Annotated in this window: 25 protein-coding genes; 8 read left to right on the top strand and 17 right to left on the bottom strand. The window is 70.6% G+C overall.

The window, feature by feature from the left end:
- Positions 1–36 precede the first annotated feature (36 nt).
- Entirely contained in the window at positions 37–1,473 is a 1,437-nt protein-coding gene (locus tag ACZ303_RS26805) for an alkaline phosphatase family protein (protein WP_467343039.1), read from the top strand.
- A gap of 143 nt (positions 1,474–1,616) precedes the next feature.
- Here ACZ303_RS26805 and ccsB read toward each other — a convergent pair whose 3' ends face one another.
- The 7 genes from ccsB to hemL form a co-directional block, all read right to left on the bottom strand.
- Entirely contained in the window at positions 1,617–2,768 is a 1,152-nt protein-coding gene (ccsB, locus tag ACZ303_RS26800) for a c-type cytochrome biogenesis protein CcsB (protein ID WP_467343192.1), read from the bottom strand.
- On the bottom strand, positions 2,768–4,513 hold the full coding sequence (gene resB, locus ACZ303_RS26795) for a cytochrome c biogenesis protein ResB (protein ID WP_467343038.1): 1,746 nt from the start codon (positions 4,511–4,513) through the stop codon (positions 2,768–2,770). The genes ccsB and resB overlap by 1 nt, the downstream gene beginning before the upstream one ends.
- Positions 4,514–4,517: 4 nt before the next feature.
- Positions 4,518–5,255 (bottom strand): cytochrome c biogenesis CcdA family protein, encoded by a 738-nt coding sequence (locus ACZ303_RS26790; RefSeq protein WP_467343191.1) that lies wholly within the window; start codon positions 5,253–5,255, stop codon positions 4,518–4,520.
- A gap of 40 nt (positions 5,256–5,295) precedes the next feature.
- A complete protein-coding gene (locus ACZ303_RS26785; protein ID WP_467343037.1) occupies positions 5,296–5,919 on the bottom strand; it encodes a TlpA family protein disulfide reductase in 624 nt (207 codons plus the stop codon).
- A 58-nt stretch (positions 5,920–5,977) separates the two neighbouring features.
- The gene (locus ACZ303_RS26780) at positions 5,978–7,180 is read right to left on the bottom strand and encodes a polysaccharide deacetylase family protein (protein ID WP_467343036.1); all 1,203 of its coding nucleotides are present in this window, start codon (positions 7,178–7,180) and stop codon (positions 5,978–5,980) included.
- A 177-nt stretch (positions 7,181–7,357) separates the two neighbouring features.
- Positions 7,358–8,080: a histidine phosphatase family protein gene (locus ACZ303_RS26775; protein ID WP_467343190.1), complete on the bottom strand. Its 723-nt coding sequence runs from the start codon at positions 8,078–8,080 to the stop codon at positions 7,358–7,360.
- A complete protein-coding gene (gene hemL / locus ACZ303_RS26770; protein ID WP_467343035.1) occupies positions 8,080–9,396 on the bottom strand; it encodes a glutamate-1-semialdehyde 2,1-aminomutase in 1,317 nt (438 codons plus the stop codon). Before hemL ends, ACZ303_RS26775 begins: the two co-directional genes overlap by 1 nt.
- A gap of 127 nt (positions 9,397–9,523) precedes the next feature.
- Between hemL and ACZ303_RS26765 the strand changes: the two genes are divergently transcribed.
- The gene (locus ACZ303_RS26765; protein WP_467343034.1) at positions 9,524–10,090 is read left to right on the top strand and encodes a hypothetical protein; all 567 of its coding nucleotides are present in this window, start codon (positions 9,524–9,526) and stop codon (positions 10,088–10,090) included.
- Positions 10,091–10,103: 13 nt separating this feature from the next.
- On the opposite strand, the gene ACZ303_RS26760 is transcribed toward ACZ303_RS26765, so the two are convergent.
- The 3 genes from ACZ303_RS26760 to ACZ303_RS26750 form a co-directional block, all read right to left on the bottom strand.
- On the bottom strand, positions 10,104–10,832 hold the full coding sequence (locus ACZ303_RS26760; RefSeq protein ID WP_467343033.1) for an ANTAR domain-containing protein: 729 nt from the start codon (positions 10,830–10,832) through the stop codon (positions 10,104–10,106).
- Positions 10,833–10,837: 5 nt separating this feature from the next.
- Positions 10,838–11,569, bottom strand: a complete 732-nt coding sequence (locus tag ACZ303_RS26755) for an ANTAR domain-containing protein (protein ID WP_467343032.1) — start codon at positions 11,567–11,569, stop codon at positions 10,838–10,840.
- Between the two features lie 66 nt (positions 11,570–11,635).
- Positions 11,636–12,019 carry an STAS domain-containing protein gene (locus ACZ303_RS26750; protein WP_467343031.1) on the bottom strand — a complete coding sequence of 128 codons (384 nt, stop codon included), beginning with the start codon at positions 12,017–12,019 and terminating at the stop codon, positions 11,636–11,638.
- 498 nt (positions 12,020–12,517) lie between these two features.
- Between ACZ303_RS26750 and ACZ303_RS26745 the strand changes: the two genes are divergently transcribed.
- From ACZ303_RS26745 to ACZ303_RS26735, 3 genes are all read left to right on the top strand, one after another.
- Entirely contained in the window at positions 12,518–12,868 is a 351-nt protein-coding gene (locus ACZ303_RS26745) for a YnfA family protein (protein WP_467343030.1), read from the top strand.
- An 88-nt stretch (positions 12,869–12,956) separates the two neighbouring features.
- Positions 12,957–13,724 carry an SDR family NAD(P)-dependent oxidoreductase gene (locus ACZ303_RS26740; RefSeq protein ID WP_467343029.1) on the top strand — a complete coding sequence of 256 codons (768 nt, stop codon included), beginning with the start codon at positions 12,957–12,959 and terminating at the stop codon, positions 13,722–13,724.
- 35 nt (positions 13,725–13,759) lie between these two features.
- Entirely contained in the window at positions 13,760–14,140 is a 381-nt protein-coding gene (locus ACZ303_RS26735; RefSeq protein ID WP_467343028.1) for a VOC family protein, read from the top strand.
- A gap of 60 nt (positions 14,141–14,200) precedes the next feature.
- Here the strand turns inward: ACZ303_RS26735 and ACZ303_RS26730 are convergent, their stop codons facing one another.
- Positions 14,201–15,394 carry an RtcB family protein gene (locus ACZ303_RS26730; RefSeq protein ID WP_467343027.1) on the bottom strand — a complete coding sequence of 398 codons (1,194 nt, stop codon included), beginning with the start codon at positions 15,392–15,394 and terminating at the stop codon, positions 14,201–14,203.
- Between the two features lie 164 nt (positions 15,395–15,558).
- Between ACZ303_RS26730 and ACZ303_RS26725 the strand changes: the two genes are divergently transcribed.
- Both ACZ303_RS26725 and ACZ303_RS26720 read left to right on the top strand, forming a co-directional pair.
- Positions 15,559–16,422 (top strand): hypothetical protein, encoded by an 864-nt coding sequence (locus ACZ303_RS26725; protein WP_467343026.1) that lies wholly within the window; start codon positions 15,559–15,561, stop codon positions 16,420–16,422.
- A 123-nt stretch (positions 16,423–16,545) separates the two neighbouring features.
- Positions 16,546–17,265 (top strand): DUF3558 domain-containing protein, encoded by a 720-nt coding sequence (locus ACZ303_RS26720; protein WP_467343025.1) that lies wholly within the window; start codon positions 16,546–16,548, stop codon positions 17,263–17,265.
- A gap of 68 nt (positions 17,266–17,333) precedes the next feature.
- On the opposite strand, the gene lysS is transcribed toward ACZ303_RS26720, so the two are convergent.
- Positions 17,334–19,082, bottom strand: coding sequence for a lysine--tRNA ligase (gene lysS / locus ACZ303_RS26715; protein ID WP_467343024.1), 1,749 nt, complete (start codon positions 19,080–19,082; stop codon positions 17,334–17,336).
- A 192-nt stretch (positions 19,083–19,274) separates the two neighbouring features.
- Between lysS and argS the strand changes: the two genes are divergently transcribed.
- Positions 19,275–21,029, top strand: a complete 1,755-nt coding sequence (gene argS / locus ACZ303_RS26710) for an arginine--tRNA ligase (protein WP_467343023.1) — start codon at positions 19,275–19,277, stop codon at positions 21,027–21,029.
- Between the two features lies 1 nt (position 21,030).
- Here argS and ACZ303_RS26705 read toward each other — a convergent pair whose 3' ends face one another.
- The 5 genes from ACZ303_RS26705 to ACZ303_RS26685 all read right to left on the bottom strand — a co-directional run bounded on the left by ACZ303_RS26705 (position 21,031) and on the right by ACZ303_RS26685 (position 26,793).
- Complete coding sequence (locus ACZ303_RS26705) at positions 21,031–21,483, bottom strand: ATP-binding protein (protein ID WP_467343022.1); 453 nt, start codon at positions 21,481–21,483, stop codon at positions 21,031–21,033.
- A 225-nt stretch (positions 21,484–21,708) separates the two neighbouring features.
- Positions 21,709–22,704 carry a porphobilinogen synthase gene (hemB, locus tag ACZ303_RS26700; RefSeq protein ID WP_467343021.1) on the bottom strand — a complete coding sequence of 332 codons (996 nt, stop codon included), beginning with the start codon at positions 22,702–22,704 and terminating at the stop codon, positions 21,709–21,711.
- Positions 22,701–24,362, bottom strand: coding sequence for a bifunctional uroporphyrinogen-III C-methyltransferase/uroporphyrinogen-III synthase (locus ACZ303_RS26695; RefSeq protein ID WP_467343020.1), 1,662 nt, complete (start codon positions 24,360–24,362; stop codon positions 22,701–22,703). Before ACZ303_RS26695 ends, hemB begins: the two co-directional genes overlap by 4 nt.
- The gene (gene hemC / locus ACZ303_RS26690) at positions 24,359–25,327 is read right to left on the bottom strand and encodes a hydroxymethylbilane synthase (protein WP_467343019.1); all 969 of its coding nucleotides are present in this window, start codon (positions 25,325–25,327) and stop codon (positions 24,359–24,361) included. Before hemC ends, ACZ303_RS26695 begins: the two co-directional genes overlap by 4 nt.
- A complete protein-coding gene (locus tag ACZ303_RS26685) occupies positions 25,324–26,793 on the bottom strand; it encodes a glutamyl-tRNA reductase (RefSeq protein WP_467343018.1) in 1,470 nt (489 codons plus the stop codon). Before ACZ303_RS26685 ends, hemC begins: the two co-directional genes overlap by 4 nt.
- Positions 26,794–26,805: the final 12 nt, after the last annotated feature.

Here is a 26,805-nt window from a genome sequence, read left to right as displayed (position 1 = left end):
TGAGGCCACACGTGACGTGAGGGAGAGGGGCCAGCCATGCCCGACATGACCCGACGCAGACTCCTCGGCTCGGCGGCGGGCGCGGTCGGCGGCGGCGCGGCACTGTCGCTGCTGCCACCGAGCGTGCGGCGGGCGGTCGCCGAGAGCGCCGCCGCGCCCGCCGGGCGCGGCTCGCTGCGCGACATCGAGCACGTCGTCCTGCTGATGCAGGAGAACCGGTCCTTCGACCACTACTTCGGCACCCTCAAGGGCGTACGCGGCTTCGCCGACCCCGACGCCCTGCGGCTTTCGAACGGCCGCAGCGTCTTCCACCAGCCGGACGCGCGGAACCCGGCCGGCCATCTGCTGCCCTTCCACCTGGACACCCACCGGACCAGCGCCCAGGCCATCCCCTCCACCAGCCACGCCTGGGACGTGCAGCACGAGGCGTGGAACGGCGGGCGGATGGACCGCTGGCTGCCCGCGCACCGCAAGGCGGACGGCGCCAACGGCCCGTACGTGATGGGCTACCACACCCGCGAGGACATCCCCTTCCACTTCGCGCTCGCCGAGGCGTTCACCCTCTGCGACAACTACTTCTGCTCGGTCCTCGGCCCCACCTGGCCCAACCGGCTCTACTGGATGACCGGCACCATCGACCCCGGCGGCACCCGCGGCGGCCCGGTCATCGACAACCGCGCCCCCAAGCCGTACCGCTGGACCACCTACGCCGAGCGGCTCCAGGCGGCGGGCGTCAGCTGGCGCGTCTACCAGCAGCAGGACAACTACGGCTGCAACCTGCTGGAGCAGTTCCGGGCCTTCAAGGACGCCAAGCCGGGCGATCCGCTGTACGAGCGCGGGATGCGCCGCCGGCCCGAGGGCGCCTTCGAGGACGACGCCCGCCACGACCGGCTGCCGGCCGTCTCCTGGATCATCCCCCCGGCCGCGCAGTCCGAGCACCCGCGCTATCTGCCGGCCGCCGGCGCGGACTTCGTCGCGAAGAAGATCGAGGCCATCGCCGACAACCCCGCCGTATGGCGCAAGACCGCCTTCATCCTCAACTACGACGAGAACGACGGACTCTTCGACCACGTCCCGCCGCCGGTCCCCCGGGCAGGCACCCGGGACGAGTTCGTCGGGGGCCTGCCGATCGGCGGCGGCTTCCGCGTGCCGTGCCTGATCGTCTCGCCCTGGACGGTGGGCGGCTGGGCCGCCGGGGACGCCTTCGACCACACCTCCGTACTCCGGTTCCTGGAGCGCTGGACGGGCGTGAAGGAGCCGAACATCAGCGGGTGGCGGCGCCGGACCTTCGGCGACCTCACCTCGGCGTTCGGCTTCGGCACCGCCGCGCCGACCCCGCCGGGGCTGCCCCGCGACACCGCCGCCCAGCTGACGAGGGCCAGGAAGGACGTCGCCCGCCTCCCCCGGCCCACCCTGCCCGGCGAACGCCAGGACCCACCGGAACAGGAGAAGGGCACCCGCCCCCGGCGATGAGCGACCGTGTCAGTCGCGGGCCAGTCGGCCGCGTCGATGGTGATCCGCGTACTCCCCCCTCCCGGCACCCGGGGTGAAACCACCGCGGCCCGCCGCCCGCGCTCCGGGAGCGCGGGGGACGGGCCGTGGGAAGGCGGGGAGGCTCAGACGCCGGCGTAGGAGTGCTTGCCGGTGACGAAGATGTTCACGCCGTAGTAGTTGAAGATGTAGCAGGCGAAGGCGGCCAGGGCGATGTAGGCGGCCTTGCGGCCCTTCCACCCGGCGGTCGCGCGGGCGTGCAGGTAACAGGCGTAGGCGACCCAGGTGATGAAGGACCAGACCTCCTTGGGGTCCCAGCCCCAGTAGCGGCCCCAGGCGGCCTCGGCCCAGATGGCGCCCGCGATGATCGTGAACGTCCACAGCGGGAAGACGGTCGCGTTGATGCGGTACGCGAACTTGTCGAGGTTGGCGGCGGAGGGCAGCCGCATCACGAAGGTGTCGGTGCGCTTGGCCAGCTGGGCCTTCAGGCGCGGGTAGCGGCGGCCGGCCGGCAGCTCGGCCAGCAGCCGGTCCAGTCCGGCGCGGCCGGTGAAGCCGTTCTCCAGGCGCTCCTCGTAGCCGTTGCGGAAGAGGTAGAAGAGCGTCGAGCAGGCGCCCACCCACAGCGCGGCGCCGGAGATGATCGCGCAGGAGACGTGGATCCACAGCCAGTACGAGTGCAGGGCCGGCACCAGCTGGTCGCTGTCGGTGTACAGCACGGAGACCGCGAGGCCGAGGTCGAGCAGGATCGTGGTGACCAGGGGCAGACCCAGCCAGCGGACGTTCTTCTTGGCCACCAGCAGGCCCATGTAGACCGCCACGACGACCATGCCGAAGGTCGTCGAGAACTCGTACATGTTGCCCCACGGCGCCCGCTCCACGGACAGCGCCCGGGTGAGCACCCCGCCCGCGTGGAGGAGGAAGGCGAGCACGGTCAGGGAGACGGCGATCCGGCCGTAGACGTCGCCCTTCTCGCTGGTGCCCGCCGCGCCCGGCCCGTCGGGCACGTCACGGCTGCCCGCGACGGAGCGGGTGACGACCTTGGGGCGCTCCAGCACGGCGGTGCCGCCGCCCTGGGCGCTCGCGGTGGCGGCGCCCCCGGTGGTCCTCGCGTCGGCGGTGATGGCGGCGGCCGTGCGGCCCACCGCGCTGCGGCTGCCGAACACCCACTCCGCGATGTGGGCGAGGAAGGCCAGGGTGTAGACGGCCATGGCCGAATAGATCAGCACATTGCTGATGTGGGCCATGTTCTCGTTGGCTGCGGCAGCGAGGGGAATCACGCGCGCGCTCCTTCGGAAGGATCAGCGGAATCTGCGTCGGGGTCGGCGTCGGGAACGGGCGGGGCGGCGGGGCGGAGCGCGACGGCGAGGTCGGCGAGCTCCTCGGGCAGCTTCGCGGACTCGCTGCGGCCGAGGCCCGCCAGCTCGACCACGGTACGGCCGTCGTCGCCGCGGGCCGCCCGGACCCACACGCGGCGGCGCTGGATGAACAGCGAGCCGGCCACGCCGAAGAGCGCGCCGACGGCGCCGGCGAGCGCGGTGCCGTTGCCGGGCTGCTGGGAGACCTGGAAGGTGGCCCAGGGCTTGATGCCCTCGAACTTCAGCGTGCCCGCGCCGTCCGGCAGGGTCATCGTGTCGCCGACCTTGAGGGCCTGCGCGAAGATCTTGCCGTCCTTCTCCGTGAACTGCTTCATCTTCGACACGTCGAGCTGGTAGACGCTCTGCGGCATGCCCGAGTCGATGCCGAGGCTGCCGCGGAAGGCGGTCAGCACCAGCCGCGGGTTGTCCAGGGCGGGGAACTGCGAGCGCATGTCGCCGGTCCGCAGGTCGAGCGTCGGGACGAAGTTGCCCTTGAAGCCGAGCTGGTCCTTCTTGCCGTCCTTGTCGCGGTAGTCCGGCACCTTCAGGACCGTGGTCTCGGTGATGTTGCCGTCCAGCGGCAGGGAGGCCACCGCGCCCTTGTAGGCGACGTCGCCCTTGCCGTCGCGGACGGTGACGACCGGCGCGTAGCCGTGCCCGATGAGGTAGACCTTGGAGTCGGCCGTCTCCAGCGGCTCGTTCACCTTGATCGTCTTCTTGCGGGGGGCGCCGTCCGGGCCGTCCCGGTAGGTGACGTGCGCCTCGTACTTGCGGGGCGTGCCGCGCTGCGGGCCGCTGCGCTCGTACGTCGCCTCGAAGCCGTCCAGCTGGAAGCTGAACGGTGCCAGGTCGTCGGCCTTGAACAGCGAGCCCGACTTGAAGTCGTCGTACTGCGTGAGCGTGTTCGCGAACCCGTCGCCCTCGACGATCAGCTTCTGGCCCTCGGACTTCCACAGCTGCCCGGACGCGAAGGCCACGAGCATCACGATCAGTGAGATGTGGAAGAGGAGGTTGCCGGCCTCGCGCAGATAGCCCTTCTCGGAACCCACCGAGTCATCGGACGCGCGCGTACGGAACCGGCGCTTCTTCAGAAGCTTCTCCGCCGCCGCCAGGACCTGCTCCGGCTCCGCCTCGGTGCGCCAGGTGGTGTACGCGGGCAGCCGGGTCAGCCGGCGCGGCGCGACCGGCGGGCGGCCGCGGAGCTGGCCGACGAACTGCCAGGTGCGCGGGACGATGCAGCCGATGAGGGAGGTGAACAGCAGGATGTAGATCGCCGAGAACCACACCGAGCTGTAGACGTTGAAGAGGCCGAGCTTCTCGTAGACGGGCGTGACGGTCTCGTGGGCCTTCTGCCAGTTCTCCGCCTTCACGGCGTCGATGCTGGTCTGCGGGATCAGCGAGCCGGGGACGGTGGCCAGCGAGAGCAGGAACAGCAGGATCAGCGCGACCCGCATGGACGTCAGCTGCCGCCAGCACCAGCGCACCCAGCCGACGGCCTCCCGCCCCGACCACGCCAGCCACCCCAGCGCGCCGGGCCGGCGGACGCCGCCGAACGAGCCGGGCACCGCCTGCCCGCTCTCCTCGGCCGGGGCCGTGGACAGCTGGGAGCCGGCGACACCGACGTCCTTGTCCTCGGCGGCGGGCGTTGTCTCAGTCTTGGGCATCTGATCAGACCTCGGGAACGAAGGAGTCGGACCACTCGCGCATTTCGCCGATCATGTGGTCCCAGGCGCCGGTCAGCAGCAGCACACCGACCGCGACGAGCATGCCGCCGCCGATCCGCATGACCCACGCATAGTGCCGCTTGATCCAGCCGAACGCGCCGAGAGCGCGCCGGAAGGCCACCGCGGCGAGTATGAAGGGCAGGCCGAGCCCCAGGCAGTAGGCGAACATCAGCAGGGCGCCGCGCCCCGCGCTGCCCTGGTTCATCGCCAGCAGCTGCGCCGAGGCGAGCGTCGGCCCGACGCAGGGCGCCCAGCCGACGCCGAACATCGCGCCCAGCAGCGGCGCCCCGGCCAGCCCCATCGCCGGCTTCCTGTGGAAGCGGAACTCCCGCTGCCCGAAGCGCGAGAGCAGGCCCATGAAGGCGAGCCCCATCAGGATGGTGAGCACCCCGAGGATCTTGGAGATCGTCTCCTGGTAGCTCAGCAGGTCCTGGCCGAAGTTGCCGAAGAGCGCCCCGCCGGAGACGAAGACGGCGCTGAAGCCGAGGACGAACAGCGAGGCACCGGCGACCATCCGGCCGCGCCTGGCCTCGGCCATGTCGGTGCCGCTGACGCCGGTGACGTAGGAGAGGTAACCCGGTACGAGCGGCAGCACGCACGGGGAGAAGAAGGAGACGAGCCCGCCGAGCACGGCCACGGGCAGGGCCAGCAGCAGCGCCCCGGTCAGCACCGTCTGGTTCATGTCCCCGACGGCGGCGAGAGTCGTGACGGCGGTCACCGGGTCACTTCTCCGCGACCAGCGGGTCGAGCGTCTTGCGCAGCTCTTCCTCGCTCAGCGCCTTGATCGCGCGGGCGGCGATCTTGCCGTCCCGGTCGATGAAGACGGTGGAGGGGATGGACTGCGGGTTGAGGCTGCCCTTGGGGAAGCGCAGCAGCAGCTTGCCGGCCGAGTCGTAGAGGCTCGGGTACGGGACCTCGAACTCCTTCTCGAACTTGAGCGCCGGGGCGGGGTCGGAGTCGCGGGTGTTGAGCCCGACGAACTGCACGCCCTTGTCCTTGTAGTCCTGGGCGACCTTGACGAGGTTCTTGGCCTCGGCCCGGCAGGGCGAGCACCACGAGCCCCAGACGTTCAGGACCACGATCTTGCCCTTGTAGTCCTTGCCGACGTCGAGCTGCTTGCCGTCCAGCGTCCTGCCGTCGAGGTCCGGCGCGTTCTGCCGGCCGCTCTTGTCACTGACGACGCTGACGCCGCCCGTGCCCTGCACGAACTGGGTCTGCCCGCCGCTCTTGGGGTTGCCGCCCGAGCCGCACGCGCTCAGGGACAGTGCCGCCACGGCGGCGAGGACGGCCGGCAGGGTGGTACGCCGGCGTGGGACAGGGCGTCGAAAGGCGCGGCAGGCACTCATGTGAAAAGTTTCGCATGGTCCGTTTAGGGATCTTCCGCACCCCCCTCCGCCGGTCGCGTCAGTCGTCCTTGGCGCTCCACTTCTGGCCGACGTCCAGCTTGCGCAGCCCCCTCAGGATGTCGGGGTCCTGGGCGTCGAGCCAGTCGACGAACTGCCGGAACGAGACCATCCGGACATCCTTGTGCTTGTCGTCGGCGATGTGCTTGATCGCCTCCTCCACGGCATCCATGTAGATGCCGCCGTTCCACTCCTCGAAGTGGTTGCCGACGAAGAAGGGCGCCCGGTTCGTCTCGTACGCGCGCTGGAAGCCGGCGATGTAGGACTCCGTCGCCTGTCGGCGCCACTCCGGATAGTTGGACCGGGGTCCTCGTGTGGTGTTCTTCGACTGATTGGCCAGGATGTTGTAGTCCATTGAGAGGACTTCGAACGAATGGCCGGGGAAGGGTATCTGCTGCAACGGCAGGTCCCACACGCCGTGCTTCTTCCCGGGCCACATCTGCAGGCCGCCCGGCGAGCTCGCGTCGTAGCGCCAGCCCAGCTTCGCGGCGACCGGCAGCAGATTCCCCTGACCCAGCAGACACGGCGTACGGGCGCCGATGAGCTCCTTGCGGTAATCGAACGGCAGGGGCTCCAGATCGTCGAAGCCGGTATTCGTCCGCCATTCGGTGACGAACGACTTCGCCTGCTCGATCTCCGACTCCCAGTCCTCCCCCGTCCACCGGCCCACCGAGCCGGAACCGGAACAGAAATGTCCGTTGAAGTGCGTGCCGACTTCATGGCCTTCGAGCCACGCCTCGCGCAGATTCTCCAGCGTCGCACGAATGTGCGCGTCAGTGAGATAGCCGATGTCCGATGCGCCGACCGGGTTGTTCGGCGGCTTATAGAGATTCTTCTTCGACTCGGGAAGGCAGTAGACCCCGGACAGGAAGAACGTCATCCGCGCCCCGTGGTCCCTGGCCAGCTTCCGGAAGCGCGGGAAGAGACCATTGCCGACCTCGCCCGCACCGTCCCAGGAGAAGATCACGAACTGAGGTGGCTTCTGCCCCCGCTCCAGCCGCTCGGGCTTCGGCGGCTGATTGGGCTGCGGCCCGGCGTCCGCGGTGGAGCCGTCACCGATAGGAGTCGCCTTCGCCCGCTCGCTCGCTTTGGCCGATGGATTCTCGACCTCGGAACCCGGTGGACCGGCGCAGCCCGCCACGCCGAGCGCGGCCGCCGCGCCCACTCCCATGCCGAGGAGACCTCGTCGGCTGATGTCGCGCATGTCGTCTCCGTCCTACTCGCCGTGCCCTCCACGCATCTGTCGTCCATATAAAACGACATTGCGTGAGAGGGCGCGTCGAGTAAGGCGGTTGCGCGTTTTTGCCGGTCTTTACGGGCCTTTACATGACTTTGTAGTCCCAGGCTTGCGGAACGCGGCAAACAGACACTCGAATGCCCGTCAGGCGCCGAACGCCTTGGCCCCGCCCTTCACCGGCTTCGCACCCGCCAAAAGGTGAGCGGGCACCAAATCCCGCGCCGGCTCGCTGTATCCGACCGACACGATTTTTTCCCCCCTGAAGGTGAACGTCGTCAGGCTCGCCAGCGTGCACTGACGCCTGCGCGGGTCATGCCACAGACGCCGCCGCTCGGCGAAGCTCCGCACCACCCAGATCGGCAGCTGATGACTCACACACACGGCCTCGCGCCCACGCGCCGCGTCCCGCGCCGCACCCAGCGCGGCCATCATCCGCACGACCTGCTCGACATACGGCTCGCCCCACGAGGGGCGGAACGGGTTCGTCAGGTACTTCCAGTTGGCCGGCTTCTTCAGCGCGCCGTCACCGACCCCGAACGTCTTCCCCTCGAAGACGTTCTCCGCCTCGATCAGCCGCTCGTCCGTCGCCAGCTCCAGACCGTGCGCCTCGGCGATCGGCAGCGCCGTCTCCTGCGCGCGCTCCAGCGGTGAGGCCACCACATGGGTGATGTCCCGCCCCGCCAGATGCTCGGCCACCCGGTCGGCCATCCGCCGCCCCAGATCCGAGAGGTGATAGCCCGGCTTGCGCCCGTAGAGCACACCGTCGGGGTTGTGGACCTCGCCGTGCCGCATCAGATGGACGACGGTGAGCTCGCCGCCCTTGGCCTTGCCTGCCCCATGGGTCATGTCGGTGGTCATGCCGTCCATCATTCCGTCGCCTCGGCAGCCGCCCGCGCCGCCCCCGGCAGCGCCGCCGCGATCCGCTCGACCGCCGCGTCGTCATGGGCCGTCGACACGAACCACGACTCGAACGCCGACGGCGGCAGATACACGCCCTGCGACAGCATCGAGTGGAAGAAGGCGTTGAAGCGGAACGCCTGCTGCGCCCTCGCCTGCTCGTAGTCCCGCACCTCACGGTCGGTGAAGAACACGGAGAACATGTTCGACGCCACCTGCAGACGGTGCGCCACGCCCGCCTCGGTCAGCGCCTCGCTCACCAGCCCGCGGATCGTCGCCGAGACCGCGTCCACCTTCTCGTACGCCGCGTCGTCCAGCAGCCGCAGCTGCGCCAGGCCCGCCGCCGTGGCGACCGGGTTACCGGAGAGCGTGCCCGCCTGGTAGACCGGGCCCGCCGGGGCCAGGTGCGCCATCACATCGGCGCGGCCGCCGAAGGCCGCCGCCGGGAAGCCGCCGCCCATGACCTTGCCGAAGGTCATCAGGTCCGGCGCGACACCGTCGATGCCGTACCAGCCGGCCTTGCTCGTACGGAAGCCGGTCATCACCTCGTCGGAGATGAACAGCGCGCCGTTCTTCTCGCAGGCCGCCTTCAGCCCCGCGTTGAAGCCCGGCTGCGGCGGCACCACGCCCATGTTGCCCGGCGACGCCTCCGTGATCACACAGGCGATCTCACCGGGGTTCGCGTGGAACGCCTCGTGCACCGCCTCCAGATCGTTGTACGGCAGCACGATCGTGTCCCCGGCCTGCGCACCCGTCACCCCGGGCGTGTCCGGCAGCCCGAACGTCGCCACACCGGAGCCGGCGGCGGCCAGCAGCGCGTCCACATGGCCGTGGTAGCAGCCCGCGAACTTGATCACCTTGGCGCGGCCGGTGAAACCGCGCGCGAGCCGGATCGCCGACATCGTCGCCTCGGTGCCCGAGGACACCAGGCGCACCTGCTCGACCGGCTCGATCCGGGAGACGATCTCCTCGGCCAGCGCGACCTCGCCCTCGCCGGGCGTGCCGAAGGACGTACCGCGCGCCACGGCCTCCTGGACCGCCGCGATCACCTCGGGGTGCGCGTGACCGAGGATCATCGGCCCCCACGAACACACGAGGTCCACATACTCCCGGCCATCGGCGTCCGTGAGGTACGGACCGGTACCGGACACCATGAACCTGGGCGTACCGCCCACGGCGCGGAACGCGCGCACGGGAGAGTTCACGCCACCGGGCGTCACGACAGCGGCGCGGTCGAACAAGACCTGCGAGACTGGGGCATCGAATTGGTAGGTCACGCTAGCCATGGTCTCAGAGCCACGTGGGGAGTCGCCTTCGGGCGTTTCACGCGCTGTTCACGGGGGAGGTCTCTGAGACGATGATCGGGTTGCGCGGCGGGGGCTGCCCTGCGTAAAAAAGCGGTCGGGTGGAGATATGCATCGCGGTGGCGGACTGGGCGAGGGCACCGATGACCTGGGCCCCGAGCGAGCCCGGAGTTCCCGCAGGGGTCGCCACCGGGGCCGGCGAGAAGAGGAAAGCGCGGAAAGCAGGAGCAGTGACCGGATGGGGGTGACCTACAAATACTTCGGCGCCCCCGATGGAGCGAGCGCCGCCCGCGTCCCCATCTCCATGCGCCCCGAGGAGCTCGGCGGCGACGAGCTCGGCATGGGCGGCATGTTCACCCGGATCAAGCCCGAGACGGTGGCCGCGATGGTCCTCACCGGCATCGAGGGCATACCCCTGCACAAGGTCCCCCCGCTCGAACTGGTCGTTCTCCATCCCGACTACGCGGTCGTCAAGCTCCCCATGACCGTCGTCGACCCGCTGCGCGGCATCGGCGAGGAATCGGTGGGCGCGGCCGCGTTCATCTGGTCCACGGTCCCCGACCGCGGCGGCCCGCGTGACGCGTTCTCGGTCTACCAGCTCCTCCACGAATGGCAGGATTTCTCCCGCCGGCTCCACGAGAACGGCCACCAGCCCTACTGCCTCGTCTGGCCCTGAGCCGCCCCGCCGGTCAGCTCGGAGCGAGCGCGTCGGTGTCCAGGGTGCCCTGCACCACCTGCTGAGCGAGATCGGACAGCCGCAGCCGACGGGGGCGGGCATAGCTCCGCAGGCTCTCGAACGCCTCGTCCAGACCGACCTGCCAGCGCTCGGCCAGCACGCCCTTGGCCTGCTCGATGACCACCCGGCTGTGCAGCGCGGACTGCAGCTGCGCCTTGTCGACATTGCCCTGCTCGATGGTGCGCTGCTGAAGGATCGCGATCGTCGCCACGTCCGCCAGCGCCTGGGCCAGCCGGACGTCGGACTCCGAGATCCGGCCGGAGTGGGAGTGGAAAAGGTTCAGGGCGCCGATGATCTGACGCCGCAGCCGCATCGGGATGGCGTGCGTCGTACGGAAACCGGCCTGCCGGGCGCGGGCGGCGAAGGGCCCGAACGCCGCGACGGACCGCGGTGACGACAGATCGATGTCCAGCTGCGCCTCCCCGTTGCGGTAGCACTCCACGCAGGGGCCCTGCTCGTGCTGGAGGGCGAACAGCTCCAGCATCCGGGTGTGCTCGTCCGAGGCGGCGATGACCTGGAGCTCGCCGTACGGGTCGATGAGCATGACGCCGGCGGCGTCGATGTCGAGCATTTCGACACAGCGGGTGGCGAGCCGGTGCAGGAAGTCGATCAGATCGAAGTCGTCGATCAGCGAATCCACGGCCTCGACCAGGATCTCCAGCGTGCGTTGCTGGCTAGCCATGGCCATCATCCCCTTTTCTCAAAAGACGGGTCCGGCCCGTCACCAATGTGTCGGAAGCGCAGGCGACGAGCAACCACGTCCTCCGCGGCCCTCAGCAGCGGCAGGTCATGGCGGTAGGAGTGGGCGCGCAGCAGCACCAGGGCCTCGGCCACCGACACCCCGGCCTGGACGCTGATCATCCCGCTGGCCTGGTGGACCACGGCCCGGTGCAGATCACCGGCGGACACGGCGGAGGCGAAGAGCATCGAGCGCTCCCCGCCGTCCAGCACCACCGCGGTCAGCGCCGCGGCCAGGATCAGGGCGTCGTCCATGGCGACCGACGTCAGCGGGCCCACCGTGGCCCGCTGCGCGGTCAGCGCTCCCACGCACACGCCACCGATACGCAGCGGGAAACAGAACAGGGCGGACACCCCGAGCCCGGCCATGGTCGGCAGCAGCCCCGGCCACCGGTCCGGGCGGATCCGCGCCAGGTCCGGCTCGACGATCACAGAACAGGAGGCCATGGCGTCCACGCCCGGACCCTCGCCGAGCGTGTACTGCTCGTCCTCCAGGCGTTCACTGACCCCCGGGGAGGACCACACCAGCTCGCTGAGCGAACCGTCCGTGGCGAGGGAGACCGCTACGCCGTCCACACCGAGGACCCGGGCACAGGCCAGCGGGTCCCCGCCGATCAGACCGGGGCCGGGCCCCGAGGACAGATCGCGCAGCAACCGGGCCATGCCCGCGCTGGTGGCCACCGATGACACCTCTCCCGGACCTGCCCGCCACGCGACGCCCGGAGCGAGCGGCCCGCCGACTCCACACTACGCTCCGGCACCCCTCTGACGGTCGCCGTCGAGGGAGTCGAGATCGGCCAGGTCGGTGAGGGAGGCGACCGGCCGGAAATCCTCCAGCAGACCGGCCAGATTCATGACCTTCAGCAGCCAGGGCCGGGCACACAGCACCTCGAAATCGCCACCGGCCGCGAGCACCCCGTCCCTGGCCCGGCACAGTGCTCCCAGCACCGCGCAGTCGAAGAACGTCACCTCACGTAGATCGATCACCACGACGGGCATCCCCAGCCCCACCAACCGCGCCAGCAGCTCTTCCACCCGCGGCACGGTCGCGATGTCGAGCTCGCCGGCCAGCTCCAGCACGCTCCACCGGCCCGTCACCCGGATACGGGCCTGCCCCTGCCACCGCGCCACGACTGCTCCCCCTGCTCGGACCGCACGGACGGCGTGCAGGGATCCTCCCTCGCGCGCCGGGGCCACCAGGGTCCGGGGCAGCTACCGCGAAGGTACGACCTATCGGTGGCCGAAACAGGGAGGAGCACATTCGGGCCGTTAATTGGTAGGAGAATCTCCGGTACTGGCCCGCAGATGCGGTGAAAAGTGCTTAACTCGAACCTCTCTGCGCCCTGACCACGGCAGTCGACCCATGGCCGAAATCTCACGCACGGTAGGCGTGCCGCCCAGGCCGTCTTCCCGGGTCCCCACCCACGCCCTAGGGTGAAGCGCGTGGCCCTGGCCCCCGGCCGCTTGTCTCCCGCAGACGCGCCGGACGCCTCCCGCCCTGCCGGCTCCTCCGCGGTCGAAGACAGACCGGCCGGTGTCCCCGCCAGGGGAGGGCGGATCACCGGCCGGTGACGGGGACCATCCGTGCCTCCCGGGCCGTGGATCGCCCCGGCCCGTAGCCTGCGTCACATGCTCACCGCGCGCTCCATCGGCCTCTTCCTCCTCGCCGCCCTCCTGGAGATCGGCGGCGCCTGGCTCGTCTGGCAGGGCGTGCGCGGCAGCGGATCCGGGCAGGGGCGCGGCTGGGCGTGGATCGGCGCGGGTGTCGTGGCCCTCGGCGCCTACGGATTCGTCGCCACCCTCCAGCCCGACGCCGACTTCGGCCGCATCCTCGCCGCGTACGGCGGGGTCTTCGTCGCCGGCTCGCTCGCCTGGGGCATGGTCGCCGACGGCTACCGCCCCGACCGCTACGACGTCCTCGGCGCCCTGATCTGTCTGATCGGAGTCGCCGTCATCATGTACGTACCGCGCGACCGTTGACTGTGACGCCGGGGACAGCCACCGACGCGGGGCGGCGCATATCCTGCGCACGGATCACCCACGTCGCTTGCGCCTCAGGAGGCCCATCATGAGCACCCGCACCGCCGTCATCACCGGCGCGAGCAGCGGCATCGGCGCCGCCACCGCCCGCCGCCTGGCCGCCGAGGGCTACCGCGTCGTGCTCACCGCCCGCCGCAAGGACCGCGTCGAGGCCCTCGCGGCCGAGCTCACCGAGGCCGGCCACGAGGCGCTCGCCTACGAACTCGACATCACCGACCGGGCCGCCGTCACCGTCTTCGCCCTCGAACTCGACGCGCTCCCGTCCGTCGACGTCCTGGTCAACAACGCCGGCGGCGCCCTCGGCGCCGATCACGTCGCCGCCGCCGACCCGGCCGACTGGCGCGCGATGTACGAGGTCAACGTCCTCGGCGCGCTCCATGTCACCCAGCTCCTGCTGCCCCGGCTCCGGACGAGCCCCGACGGCGGCACCGTCCTGATCGTCTCCTCCACCGCCGGCCTCGCCACCTACGAGGGCGGCGGCGGCTACGTCGCCGCCAAGCACGGCGCCCACGTCATGGCCGAGACCCTGCGTCTGGAGCTGTGCGGAGAGCCCGTACGCGTCATCGAGATCGCCCCCGGCATGGTCAGGACCGACGAGTTCGCCGTCAACCGCTTCCGCGGCGACGAGGAGAAGGCCGCCGGCGTCTACGCGGGCGTGGCCGAGCCGCTGACCGCCGAGGACGTCGCCGACACCATCGCCTGGACCGTCACCCGGCCGCCCCACGTCAACATCGACCTGATCGTGGTCCGCCCGCGCGCCCAGGCCTCCAACTACAAGGTCCACCGCGAGATCTGACGCCCAGTCCACCACCGCAAGGAGCAAGCAACATCATGCGTGTCATCGCCTTCGACCACCTCGTACTCAACGTCTCCGACATCGAGCGGTCCCTGGCCTTCTACACCGGCCCCCTGGGCCTGGAGCCGGTCCGCGTGGAGGAGTGGCGCGCGGGCAAGGTGCCGTTCCCCTCGGTGCGCGTCTCCCCCACCACGATCATCGACCTCGTCGCCCGCGAGCGCGGCGGTTCCAACGTCGACCACATCTGCCTGGTCGTCGAGCCCCTGGACTGGCAGGCCGTCATCGACGCCGGCACCTTCACGATCGTCGACGGCCCCGGCCGGCGCTTCGGCGCCCGCGGCGACGCGGAGTCCGTCTACCTCCTGGACCCGGACGGCAACACGATCGAACTGCGCTGGTACCCGCAGGACGCGTGACCAGGACGCATGACAAAGGGCGGGCACTTCCGTGCCCGCCCTTTCCCGTTCAGCTCTCGTTCAGCCCTTCACGCACACGACCTGCTTGAGCTTGGCCACCACCTCGACCAGGTCCTTCTGCTGCTCCATGACCTGCTCGATCGGCTTGTACGCGGCCGGGATCTCGTCCACCACACCGAAGTCCTTGCGGCACTCGACGCCCCGCGTCTGCTCCTCCAGGTCCCGTGCGGTGAAGCGCTTCTTCGCGGCGTTGCGGCTCATCTTCCGCCCCGCTCCGTGGGACGCGGAGTTGAACGACGCCTCGTTGCCCAGGCCGCGCACGATGTACGAGCCCGTGCCCATCGAGCCCGGGATGATGCCGTACTCGCCGCCGCCCGCGCGGATCGCGCCCTTGCGGGTGACGAGCAGGTCCATGCCGTCATAGGTCTCCTCGGCCACGTAGTTGTGGTGGCAGGAGATGACCGGCTCGAAGGTCACCTTGGCCTTCTTGAACTCCTTGCGGACCACGTCCTTGAAGAGCGCCATCATCAGTTCACGGTTGTGCTTCGCGTACTCCTGCGCCCAGAACAGGTCGTGCCGGTAGGCCGCCATCTGCGGAGTGTCGGCGACGAAGACCGCGAGGTCGCGGTCGATCAGGTTCTGGTTGTGGGGGAGCTTCTGCGCCTGCCCTATGTGGTACTCGGCCAGCTCCTTGCCGATGTTGCGGGAGCCGGAGTGCAGCATCAACCAGACCGAACCTGTCTCATCGAGACAAAATTCAATGAAGTGGTTGCCCGATCCGAGCGTTCCCATCTGCTTTGTGGCCCGTTCCTGACGGAACTTGACCGCTTCCGCGACCCCGTCGAACCGTCGCCAGAAGTCGTCCCACCCCGCCGTCGCCACCCCGTGCAGCCGGCCCGGGCCCACCGCGTCGTCGTGCATGCCGCGGCCCACCGGAATCGCCTGCTCGATCTTCGACCGCAGCCGCGAGAGGTCGCCGGGCAGGTCGTTCGCCGTCAGCGACGTCTTCACCGCCGACATGCCGCAGCCGATGTCCACACCGACCGCCGCCGGGCACACCGCGCCCCGCATCGCGATCACCGAGCCGACCGTCGCGCCCTTGCCGAAGTGGACGTCCGGCATGACGGCGAGGCCCTTGATCCACGGCAGGGTGGAGACGTTGCGCAGCTGCTGCATGGCGACGTCCTCGACCGAGGCCGGGTCGGCCCACATGCGGATCGGAACCCGGGCGCCGGACACCTCGGTGTAGGTCATGATTTTCCCCATTACCCCGTAAAAGAAAGATAACGCAAAAGCCGGACAAATCTCACGATTCGCGACAGCGAACCGGCAGACGCGGCGGCGCGTGCGGTAGACATACTGTCCGGCCGCCACCACAGCGGCGGCAACACGTTTTCGGGCGAGAGGAGCCACGGACAGTGCAGCGAAGGGCGTACGCACCGGCCGCCGCACTGGCTGCGGCCGTGCTCACCGCGAGCCTCGGCGCGTGCAGCGGATCATCCGGTGCCGCCGGCGCGGGCAGCGACGCGAAGGCCGGCAACCCGGGCTCCTCGGCCCCCGCCGCCGAGCCCGGAAAGTACCGCGGCCTGCCGGAGCCCTGCGGCTATGTGAGCCGCGAGACGCTGCGCCGCCTGCTGCCCACCGAGGACGACGGCGACCCGGAGACCGAGAAGCTCTACAAGGGCCAGGCCGCCATCACCTACGACACCGACCGCCGCACCGGCTGCCGCTGGCGGCTGGAGACCCCGGAGGGCACCCGCCACCTGTCGGTCGACTTCGAGCGCGTGGTGTCGTACCAGGCGGGCGTCAGCGACGAGCAGCGGGCACAGGAGCTGTACGAGCGCCAGGCCGCGGCCGCCCACATCCCGGCCGCCTCCGCCTCCGGCACCCCCTCCGCGAAGCCGAAGCCGAAGCCGACCCCGAGCGCGAGCGCGAGCGGCGGCGCCCACCCGCAGGGCGGCTCCGGCAGCGAGAAGCCCGGCGCGTCCGGTTCGCCGTCCCCCGCGGCCTCCGCTTCCGGCAGCCCGGCCGACAACGGCCGCTTCCTCCCGCGCGTACTCGACGACCTCGGCGACGACGCGTTCGTCGACGACAAGCTGATCACCACGGGCTCGGGGGTGCACCGGGACATCGCGATCGTCTTCCGGTCCGCGAATGTCCTGGTCAGCATCGGCTACGACCAGTGGTCGCCCGACAAGCGCCACGAACCGAAAAGCGAGGATCTCCAGGGCGGGGCGCACGCCCTGGCCCGGGAGCTCGACGCCGGGCACTTCGGCAATTAGCCCGGCGAGTAACGCCCCACCTCGACCACCGCCGCGCGTCGGCCGCGTACCGTGCCGATCAGAAACGGGCGACCGAACTCCGTTCGGCGGCCCGCCCCTCGACACTGAACGAGCGAAGGACCCATGCACCGAACAGCCCCGCGACTCGCCCGAATCCTCGCCTGCGCCGCAGTACCGGTGATGCTCGTCGCCACCGGCTGCTCGGACTCCGACGACTCCGGCTCCAAGAAGAAGGCGTCCTCGACGCCGTCCAAGGCCGCGACGCCCAGCGCCTCGGCGACCACCAAGGCCGCGACGTTCGCCAAGCTGCCGGACGTGTGCAAGACCGTCACGGAGAAGACGGTCGACAAGCTGGTGCCGAAGGCGAAGAAGAAGGAGGGCGAGGCCCTCCCCACCACCGACCCCAACGACTCCGCGAGCTGCTTCTGGAACGGCCTGAACGACGAGGACGCCAAGGACCTCCAGTTCCGCTCCCTGACGGTCTCGCTGAAGCGCTTCACGGCCGACCCGACGCTGGGCTCGGGCGAGAAGCGCGCCGAGGCGTTCGTCGGGCAGCGGACCACCAAGGCGGGCACGGAGGACGGTGCCAAGGAGGCCAGGACCGAGAAGGTCTCCGGTGTCGGTGAGGAGGCGAACAGCATCGCCTCGGACTACCGCAAGGACGACGACGACTACCGCAACGCGATCGTCGTCACCCGCACCGGCAACGTCGTGATCACCGTGAAGTACAGCGGTGCCGGCTTCCAGGGCGCGAAGAACCCGGACGCGGGCGACCTGATGAAGGACTCGCAGAGCGCGGCGAAGGAGGCCGTCACCGCGGTCGCCGAAGCCAACAAGAAGTAGCGGCGGAAGTACGGAGAAGGGCCGCCACCCGGTGTCACCGGGTGGCGGCCCTTCGGCCGTCACGAGGGTTACGCGCTCAGCAGCTTGCGCACCCGGTCGGCGCCCACGGCCAGCAGCAGCGTGGGCAGCCGCGGACCGGTGTCGCGCCCGACCAGCAGCTGGTAGAGCAGGGCGAAGAAGGACCGCTGCGCGACCTTCAGCTCCGGCGTCGGCTTGGCGTCGGGCTCCAGCCCGGCCTGCACCTTCGGCACGCCGTAGACGAGCGTGGTGAGCCCGTCGAGCGACCAGTGCTCGTCGAGGCCGGCCAGCAGCAGCCGCAGCGACTCGCGGGCCTGCTCGTCGAGCGCGGCGAGGGTCTCGGTGTCGGGCTCCTCGCGCACGATCGTGCGGGACTCGGCCGGCACCTGGGTGTTGATCCAGTACTCGGCCCGGTCGAGGCGCGGGCGGACCTCGTCGAGGTCGGTGACCGGGTTCGCCGGGTCGAGGTCGCTCAGGATCCGGATCGTCTGCTCGTCGTGGCCGGCGGTGATGTCCACGACCGAGGCGAGCGTGCGGTACGGCAGCGGGCGCGGCGTGCGGGGCAGCTCGCCGGCGGCCGTCCGCGCGGCGCGGGAGTACGCGGCGGCGTCGGCCGGCAGCACGCTGCCGTCGGCGACCTTGGACTCCAGCTTGTCCCACTCGTCGTACAGCCGCTGGATCTCCTGGTCGAAGGCGATCTTGAAGGACTGGTTGGGCTTGCGGCGCGCGTACAGCCAGCGCAGCAGCGGCGCCTCCATGATCTTCAGCGCGTCGCCGGGGGTGGGGACGCCGCCCTTGGAGGAGGACATCTTGGCCATGCCGCTGATGCCGACGAAGGCGTACATCGGGCCGATCGGCTGCTCGCCGCCGAAGACCTTGCGGACGATCTGGCCACCGACGACGAAGGACGAGCCGGGCGAGGAGTGGTCGACGCCGGAGGGCTCGAAGATCACGCCTTCGTAGGCCCAGCGCATCGGCCAGTCGACCTTCCAGACCAGCTTGCCGCGGTTGAACTCGCTGAGCAGCACGGTCTCGGAGTGGCCGCACACGCAGGTGTAGGCCAGCTCGGTGGTCTCGTCGTCGTACGCGGTGACGGTGGTGAGGTCCTTCTCGCACGCGCCGCAGTACGGCTTGTACGGGAAGTAGCCCGCGCCGGAGCCGCTGCCGTCGTCCTCGGCGGCCGCGCCGGAGCCCTCGGCGGCCTCCAGCTCGGCCTCGTCGACCGGCTTCTGCTGCTTCTGCTGCGGCTTCTTGGCGGCCGCGGCGGGGTCCTTCTTCGTCCGGTACTGGTCGAGGATGGCGTCGATGTCACCGCGGTGCTTCATGGCGTGCAGGATCTGCTCGCGGTAGACACCGGCGGTGTACTGCTCGGTCTGGCTGATCGGGTCGTACTCGACGCCGAGCTCGGCCAGGGCCTCGACCATGGCGGCCTTGAAGTGCTCGGCCCAGTTCGGGTACGCCGAGCCGGCCGGGGCGGGGACGGAGGTCAGGGGCTTGCCGATGTGGTCGGCCCAGGACTCGTCGATGCCGGGGACGCCGTTCGGCACCTTGCGGTAGCGGTCGTAGTCGTCCCAGGAGATCAGGTGGCGGACCTCGTGCCCGCGGCGGCGGATCTCGTCGGCGACCAGGTGCGGGGTCATGACCTCGCGGAGGTTGCCGAGGTGGATCGGGCCGGAGGGGCTGAGGCCCGAGGCGACGACGATGGGTTTGCCGGGGGCCCGTCGCTCCCCTTCGGCAATGACCTCGTCGGCGAAACGGGAGACCCAGTCGGCCTCAGTGCTCTGAGCCACGTGCGGCACTTCCTTCCTTACGGTCCTGGCATGGCCATTGTCCCAGACGGAAGGGGTGGCTCCGGGGTTGCTCCGTACGTCGTCGCGCGGAGCCCGGAAGGGCCGGGGACAGGCCCCGGAAAATGGCCGCCCGGCCCGCGAGGGGCGCATGGGATACTCGATGGCATCGCTTTTGCCCTCTACTGGAATGGCACCCACCCCATGGCCTCGGTTCCTTCCCTCGCTTCCTCGCTCGACCAGCGCATCGCGGACGCTCTCTCGGCTGCCCTGCCGGAGGCCGGTGCCGCCGACCCGCTGCTGCGACGAAGCGACCGGGCCGATTTCCAGGCCAACGGGATGCTGGCGCTCGCCAAGAAGCTGAAGGGCAACCCGCGCGAGCTCGCGGCGAAGGTCGTCGAGCAGCTGCCGACCGGTGATCTGATCAAGGACGTCGAGGTCTCGGGCCCCGGCTTCCTGAACATCACGATCACCGACGAGGCGATCGTGAAGACCCTCGCCGAGCGTGCCGCCGACGACCGCCTGGGCGTGCCGTTCGCGGAAACCCCCGGCACCACGGTCATCGACTACGCCCAGCCGAACGTGGCCAAGGAGATGCACGTCGGCCACCTGCGCAATTCGGTGATCGGCGACGCGGTCGTACGGATCCTGGAGTTCTCCGGCGAGACGGTCGTGCGCCGGCACCACATCGGCGACTGGGGCACCCAGTTCGGCATGCTCATCCAGTACCTGATCGAGCACCCGCACGAGCTGGACCACGAGGGCGAGGTCTCCGGCGAGGAGGCCATGTCCTCCCTCAACCGGCTGTACAAGGCGTCGCGGACGCTCTTCGACTCCGACGAGGAGTTCAAGGCCCGTGCCCGGCGCCGGGTCGTCGACCTCCAGGCCGGCGACGAGGAGACCCTCGCGCTGTGGCAGCGGTTCGTCGACGAGTCGAAGATCTACTTCTACTCGGTCTTCGACAAGCTCGACGTGGAGATCCGCGACGAGGACATCGTCGGCGAGTCCGGTTACAACGACATGCTCGCCGAGACCTGCCGCCTGCTGGAGGAGTCGGGTGTCGCCGTCCGCTCCAACGGCGCGCTGTGCGTCTTCTTCGACGACGTCAAGGGCCCGGACGGCAAGCCCTCGCCGCTGATCGTCCAGAAGTCCGACGGCGGCTTCGGTTACGCGGCCACGGACCTGTCCGCGATCCGCGACCGGGTGGGGAACCTCAAGGCCGACACCCTGCTGTATGTGGTGGACGCCCGGCAGTCCCTGCACTTCAAGATGGTCTTCGAGACCGCTCGCCGGGCCGGCTGGCTGACCGAGGGCGTCAAGGCCGTCCAGCTCGGCTTCGGCACGGTGCTCGGCAAGGACGGCAAGCCGTTCAAGACGCGTGAGGGCGAGACGGTCCGCCTGGTCGACCTGCTCGACGAGGCGATCGACCGCGCGACGGCCGTCGTCCGGGAGAAGGCCCAGGACCTGTCCGAGGAGCAGATCGCCGAGCGTGGTGCCCAGGTCGGCATCGGCGCGGTGAAGTACGCGGACCTGTCGACGTCCGTCTCCCGCGACTACAAGTTCGACCTGGACCAGATGGTGTCCCTCAACGGCGACACCAGCGTCTATCTCCAGTACGCGTACGCCCGGATCCAGTCGATCCTCCGCAAGGCGGGCGACGCCCGGCCGGTCGCCCACCCGGAGCTCGCGCTGGCCCCGGCCGAGCGCGCGCTGGGCATGCACCTGGACCAGTTCGGGGAGAACCTCGCCGAGGTCACGGCCTCCTACGAGCCGCACAAGCTGGCCGGTTACCTCTACCAGCTGGCCTCGCTCTACACCACGTTCTACGCCGAGTGCCCGGTCCTCAAGGCGGAGACGCCGCAGCAGGTGGAGAACCGCCTCTTCCTCTGCGACCTGACGGCCCGCACGCTGCGTCAGGGCATGAGCCTGCTGGGCATCCGGACGCCCGAGCAGCTGTAGTTCACGAGCTCACCGGGGGCGGGGCGAGGACCCCGCCCCCCAGCTCGAACCAGATCAGTTTGCCGACGAGCCCTTGCGGTTGATCCCGTAGCGCGAACCCGCCCCAGCTGTCGGCACACCTCATGACCAGTCCGAGCCCCCTCCCCCGCTCGGCCTCGTCGTCCGCCAGGGCGACCCTGGCCGGTCCGGGGAGCTTGGGATTGGTGTCCCACACGGTCACCCGGACGCGCTTCCCTTCCCGCCGTACGCGCACGGAGGCGGGCCCGTCGGAGTAGCGGTACGCATTGGTGACCAGCTCCGACGTCAACAACTCCGCGATGTCGGCGACTTCGGCGTACCCGTGCTGCTGGAAGATCGTACGAAGGGTGCGCCGCGCGATGCAGGGGGCGAGCGGGTCGCTGGGGACCTGGAGGGTGTACTCCCAGTCGTCGCCGAGCTCTGGGTCGTTACTCATGCGCGCGCCTTCGTAGAGCCATGACGTGCGCCACACAGTAGACCCGCTCGGGAGCACCGGTACTGCCCATTCGGGGGTTCATGAGGGACTTCGACCTGTGTGGGTGACAACGGCACACCGTGCGCCCGGGATTGCCGCGAAAGCGAAGAGCCGGGGGTGGTCGTAGCGACCACCCCCGGCTCTCTTCGAACCTTCATACGCGCCGTACGGGCCGGCGCCTACGGACTAAGGCCGGAGCCGCTGCGCGACCTCCGTCGCCCAGTACGTCAGGATCATGTTCGCGCCCGCCCGCTTGATGCCGGTGAGCGCCTCCAGGATGGCCCGGTCGCGGTCGATCCAGCCGTTGGCGGCGGCCGCCTCGACCATCGCGTACTCGCCGCTGATCTGGTAGGCGGCGACCGGCACGTCCACCGCGTCGGCGATCTTCGCGAGGATGTCGAGGTACGGCAGGGCCGGCTTGACCATGACCATGTCCGCGCCCTCGGCGAGGTCGAGCGAGAGCTCGCGCAGCGACTCGCGCACGTTGGCCGGGTCCTGCTGGTACGTCTTGCGGTCGCCCTGGAGCGAGGAGCCGATGGCCTCGCGGAAGGGGCCGTAGAACGCGGAGGCGTACTTCACGGTGTAGGCGAGGACCGAGACGTCCTCGTGGCCGGTCTGGTCGAGGGCGTCACGGATGACGCCGACCTGGCCGTCCATCATGCCGCTGGGGCCCACCACGTGGACGCCCGCGTCGGCCTGGACCTGCGCCATCTCGGCGTAGCGCTCCAGCGTCGCGTCGTTGTCCACCCGGCCCTCGGAGTCGAGGACGCCGCAGTGGCCGTGGTCGGTGAACTCGTCCAGGCACAGGTCGGACATGATGACGAGGTCGTCGCCGACCTCGGCCTTCACATCGCGGATGGCGACCTGGAGGATGCCGTCCGGGTCCGTGCCGGCGGTACCGGCGGCGTCCTTCTTGGCGTCCTCGGGGACGCCGAAGAGCATGATGCCGGCGACGCCGGCCTCCAGCGCCTCGACGGCCGCCTTCCGCAGGGTGTCGCGGGTGTGCTGGACGACGCCCGGCATGGCGGAGATCGGCACCGGCTCGCCGATGCCCTCCCGCACGAAGGCGGGAAGGATCAGATCTGCCGGGTGCAGCCAGGTCTCCGCGACCATGCGGCGCATGGCGGGGGTGGTCCGCAGCCGCCGGGGGCGAGCCCCGGGGAACGTGCCGTACGTGCTCAACTCCGTGCCCTTCTACGCGATCCGGGCCGCCGCTCGCTCGGGCGCGTCACCGGGTCGCCGGCCTCCAGGGCCGCGTCGCGCCGTGCCGCGCCGAAGTCCGCGAGCGCCTCGGCGAGCTTGTGCACCGAGGGCTCGGGCGACAGCACATCCACCCGCAGGCCGTGTTCCTCCGCGGTCTTCGCGGTGGCCGGGCCGATGCAGGCGATGACGGTGACATTGTGCGGCTTGCCGGCGATGCCGACCAAGTTGCGCACGGTGCTCGACGAGGTGAACAGGACCGCGTCGAAGCCGCCGCCCTTGATCGCCTCGCGGGTCTCGGCCGGCGGCGGGGACGCCCGTACGGTCCGGTAGGCGGTGACGTCGTCGACCTCCCAGCCCAGCTCGATCAGGCCCGCCACCAGGGTCTCGGTGGCGATGTCGGCGCGCGGCAGGAAGACGCGGTCGATCGGGTCGAAGACCGGGTCGTAGGGCGGCCAGTCCTCCAGCAGACCGGCGGCGGACTGCTCGCCGCTGGGCACCAGGTCGGGCTTCACGCCGAACTCGACGAGCGACTTGGCGGTCTGCTCGCCGACGGCCGCGACCTTGATGCCGGCGAAGGCGCGCGCGTCGAGCCCGTACTCCTCGAACTTCTCGCGCACCGCCTTGACGGCGTTGACGGAGGTGAAGGCGATCCACTCGTAGCGGCCGGTGACCAGGCCCTTGACCGCGCGCTCCATCTGCTGCGGGGTGCGCGGGGGCTCGACCGCGATGGTCGGGACCTCGCTGGGCACGGCGCCATAGCTGCGGAGCTGGTCGGAGAGCGAGGCGGACTGCTCCTTGGTGCGCGGCACGAGGACGTTCCAGCCGAACAGCGGCTTGGACTCGAACCACGAGAGCCGGTCGCGGTGCGCGGCCGCGCTGCGCTCGCCGACCACGGCTATCACCGGCTGGCCGCCGTCCGGGGACGGCAGCACCTTCGCGACCTTGAGCACCTGGGCGATCGTGCCGAGGGTGGCCGTCCAGGTGCGCTGGCGCGTGGTCGTACCGGCGATGGTGACCGTCAGCGGGGTGTCGGGCTTGCGGCCGGCGGAGACCAGTTCGCCGGCCGCGGCCACCACGGAGTCGAGGGTGGTGGAGACGACGGCCGTGACCTCGCTCGCGCCGACCTCGGACCAGCAGGTGGCCGAGGCGGTACGGGCGTCCACGAAGCGCACGTCGGCGCCGCCCTTGCCGTCGCGCAGCGGCACTCCGGCGTAGGCGGGCACGCCCACGGCCGTGGCGACGCCCGGCACCACCTCGAAGGTGATGCCCTCGGTGGCACAGGCCAGCATCTCCTCGGCGGCGTTGCCGTCGAGGCCGGGGTCGCCGAGGACGGCACGCACGACCCGCTTGCCGCCGCGCGCGGCCGACATGACAAGATTGGCGGTGTCCCGAAGGACAGATACATCCGGGGCACCGACGGTTTTTGATGCCTCGTCAGTAACCGTCTGCGCAGGCATGTCCACATGAGCGCGCGCATGAGCGCGCACCACGTCGACCACCTGCGGATCGGCGATCAGGACGTCAGCGGCCGCGAGTGCCTCCACGGCGCGGAGCGTCAGCAGTCCCGGGTCTCCGGGGCCGGCACCGAGGAAGGTGACGTGCCCGTGCACGGGGTGGATCGGGGCGGTGGGGTTCAAAGTGCTCGCTCCCCCATAAGACCGGCCGCACCCTTGTCGAGCATCGCTGCGGCGAGTTCGCGGCCCAGGGCCACGGCCTCCTCGCTGGACGACGGCACGGGGCCGGTGGTGGACAGCTGCACCAACGTCTTGCCGTCGGTCGAGCCGACGACGCCGCGCAGGCGCATTTCGGTGACAACCTGCCCGTCGGCCAACAGGTCGGCCAGCGCACCCACAGGTGCGGAGCAGCCGGCCTCCAGGGCGGCGAGCAGGGAACGCTCGGCGGTCACGGCGACCCGCGTGAACGGGTCGTCGAGCTCGGCGAGCCGGGCGACGAGCTGCGCATTGGTCGCTGCGCATTCGACCGCCAGGGCCCCCTGGCCGGGGGCGGGCAAAACTGCGTCGGGCTCCAGGAACTGGGTGACGTCCCCGGACCGCCCGAGCCGGCTGAGACCGGCGGCGGCCAGCACGACGGCATCCAGCTCGCCGTCGGTGACATAGCCGACGCGGGTGTCGACGTTGCCGCGGATCGGCACGGTCTCGATGTCGAGGCCGAGCGCCCGCGCCCACGCGTTGAGCTGCGCCGTGCGGCGCGGCGAACCGGTCCCGATACGGGCGCCGGCCGGCAGGTTCTGGAAGGTCAGGCCGTCGCGGGCGATCAGCGCGTCGCGCGGGTCCTCGCGGACCGGGATCGCGGCCAGGACGAGGTCGTCCGGCTGCGCGGTCGGCAGGTCCTTCAGGGAGTGCACGGCGAGGTCGATCTCGCCCGCGAGCAGCGCGTCGCGCAGCGCGGAGACGAAGACGCCGGTGCCGCCGATCTGCGCGAGGGACTCGCGCGAGACATCGCCGTAGGTGGTGATCTCGACCAGCTCCACCGGGCGGCCGGTCAGCTGCCGCACCGCCTCGGCGACCTGGCCGGACTGGGCCATCGCGAGCTTGCTGCGGCGGGTCCCCAGGCGCAGTGGCCGCGAAGGGATGTCGTTCATGCTGGCTCCCGTGCTGAGTTGTGCGTGTCGGCCCGCGAATCGGCCCTGCTGACGGCGGCGACCGCCTGCGGGTCGAGGTCGAAGAGCTCACGGAGCGCGTCGGCGTAGCCGGCGCCGCCGGGGGTGGAGGCCAGCTCCTTGACGCGCACGGTCGGCGCGTGGAGGAGCTTGTCGACGACGCGGCGCACGGTCTGGGTGATCTCCGCGCGCTGCTTGTCGTCGAGGTCGGGGAGGCGGCCGTCGAGGCGGGCGATCTCGCTCGCCACGACGTCCGCGGCCATGGTGCGCAGGGCGACCACGGTGGGGGTGATGTGCGCGGCCCGCTGCGCGGCGCCGAAGGCGGCGACCTCGTCGGAGACGATGGTGCGCACCTGGTCGACGTCGGCGGCCATCGGCGCGTCGGCGGACGCCTCGGCGAGCGACTCGATGTCGACGAGCCGGACGCCCTCGACGCGGTGCGCGGCGGCGTCGATGTCGCGCGGCATCGCGAGGTCGAGCAGGGCGAGCACCACGTCGCCACGGGCCGGCGCGGCGAGCGGGTCGCCGGCGCTCTGGCGGGGCAAGGCGGGGGCGTCGGCGGTACGGGCCGCGTCGGTCACGTCCGCCGCGTCGGCGGTACGGTCCGCGAGGGCGCCCCGTACGGCCTCCGCCGTCAGGACCAGCCCGGTCGCGCCCGTACAGGAGACGACGACGTCCGCGCGGGAGAGCTCGTCGGCGATGGCGGTCATCTCGACGGCCGCGGCGGTGAAGCCGGGCGCGCCGGGGCCGCCCGCCTCGGTGAGGATCCGGGCGAGTCGCTCGGCCCGCTCCACCGTGCGGTTGGCGATGGCCACGTGGGCCACGCCCGCGCGCGCGAGCGTGGCCGCCGCGAGCGAGGACATGGAGCCGGCGCCGATGACGAGGGCGCGCTTGCCCGCCGCCCAGTCGGTGACGGGCGTGCCGTCGGCGAGCTGCTCCAGGCCGAAGGTCACCAGCGACTGGCCGGCCTTGTCGATGCCGGTCTCGCTGTGGGCGCGCTTGCCGACCCGCAGGGCCTGCTGGAAGAGGTCGTTCAGCAGCCGGCCCGCGGTGTGCAGCTCCTGGCCGAGCGCGAGGGCGTCCTTGATCTGGCCGAGGATCTGGCCCTCGCCGACGACCATGGAGTCCAGGCCGCAGGCCACCGAGAAGAGGTGGTGGACGGCCCGGTCCTCGTAGTGCACGTAGAGATAAGGGGTCAGCTCGTCCAGGCCGACGCCCGAGTGCTGGGCGAGGAGCGTGGACAGCTCGGCGACACCGGCGTGGAACTTGTCCACGTCGGCGTAGAGCTCGATGCGGTTGCAGGTGGCGAGGACCGCCGCCTCCGTGGCGGGTTCCGCCGCGAGGGTGTCCTGGACGAGCTTGGCCTGTGTGTCACGGGCCAGCGCGGCCCGCTCCAGCACGCTCACCGGCGCGCTGCGGTGGCTCAGTCCGACAACGAGGAGGCTCATGCTTTTCCCTCG

The organism is Streptomyces sp. NPDC023527 (assembly GCF_055560115.1).
This window is presented reverse-complemented; position numbering and strand designations above follow the sequence as displayed.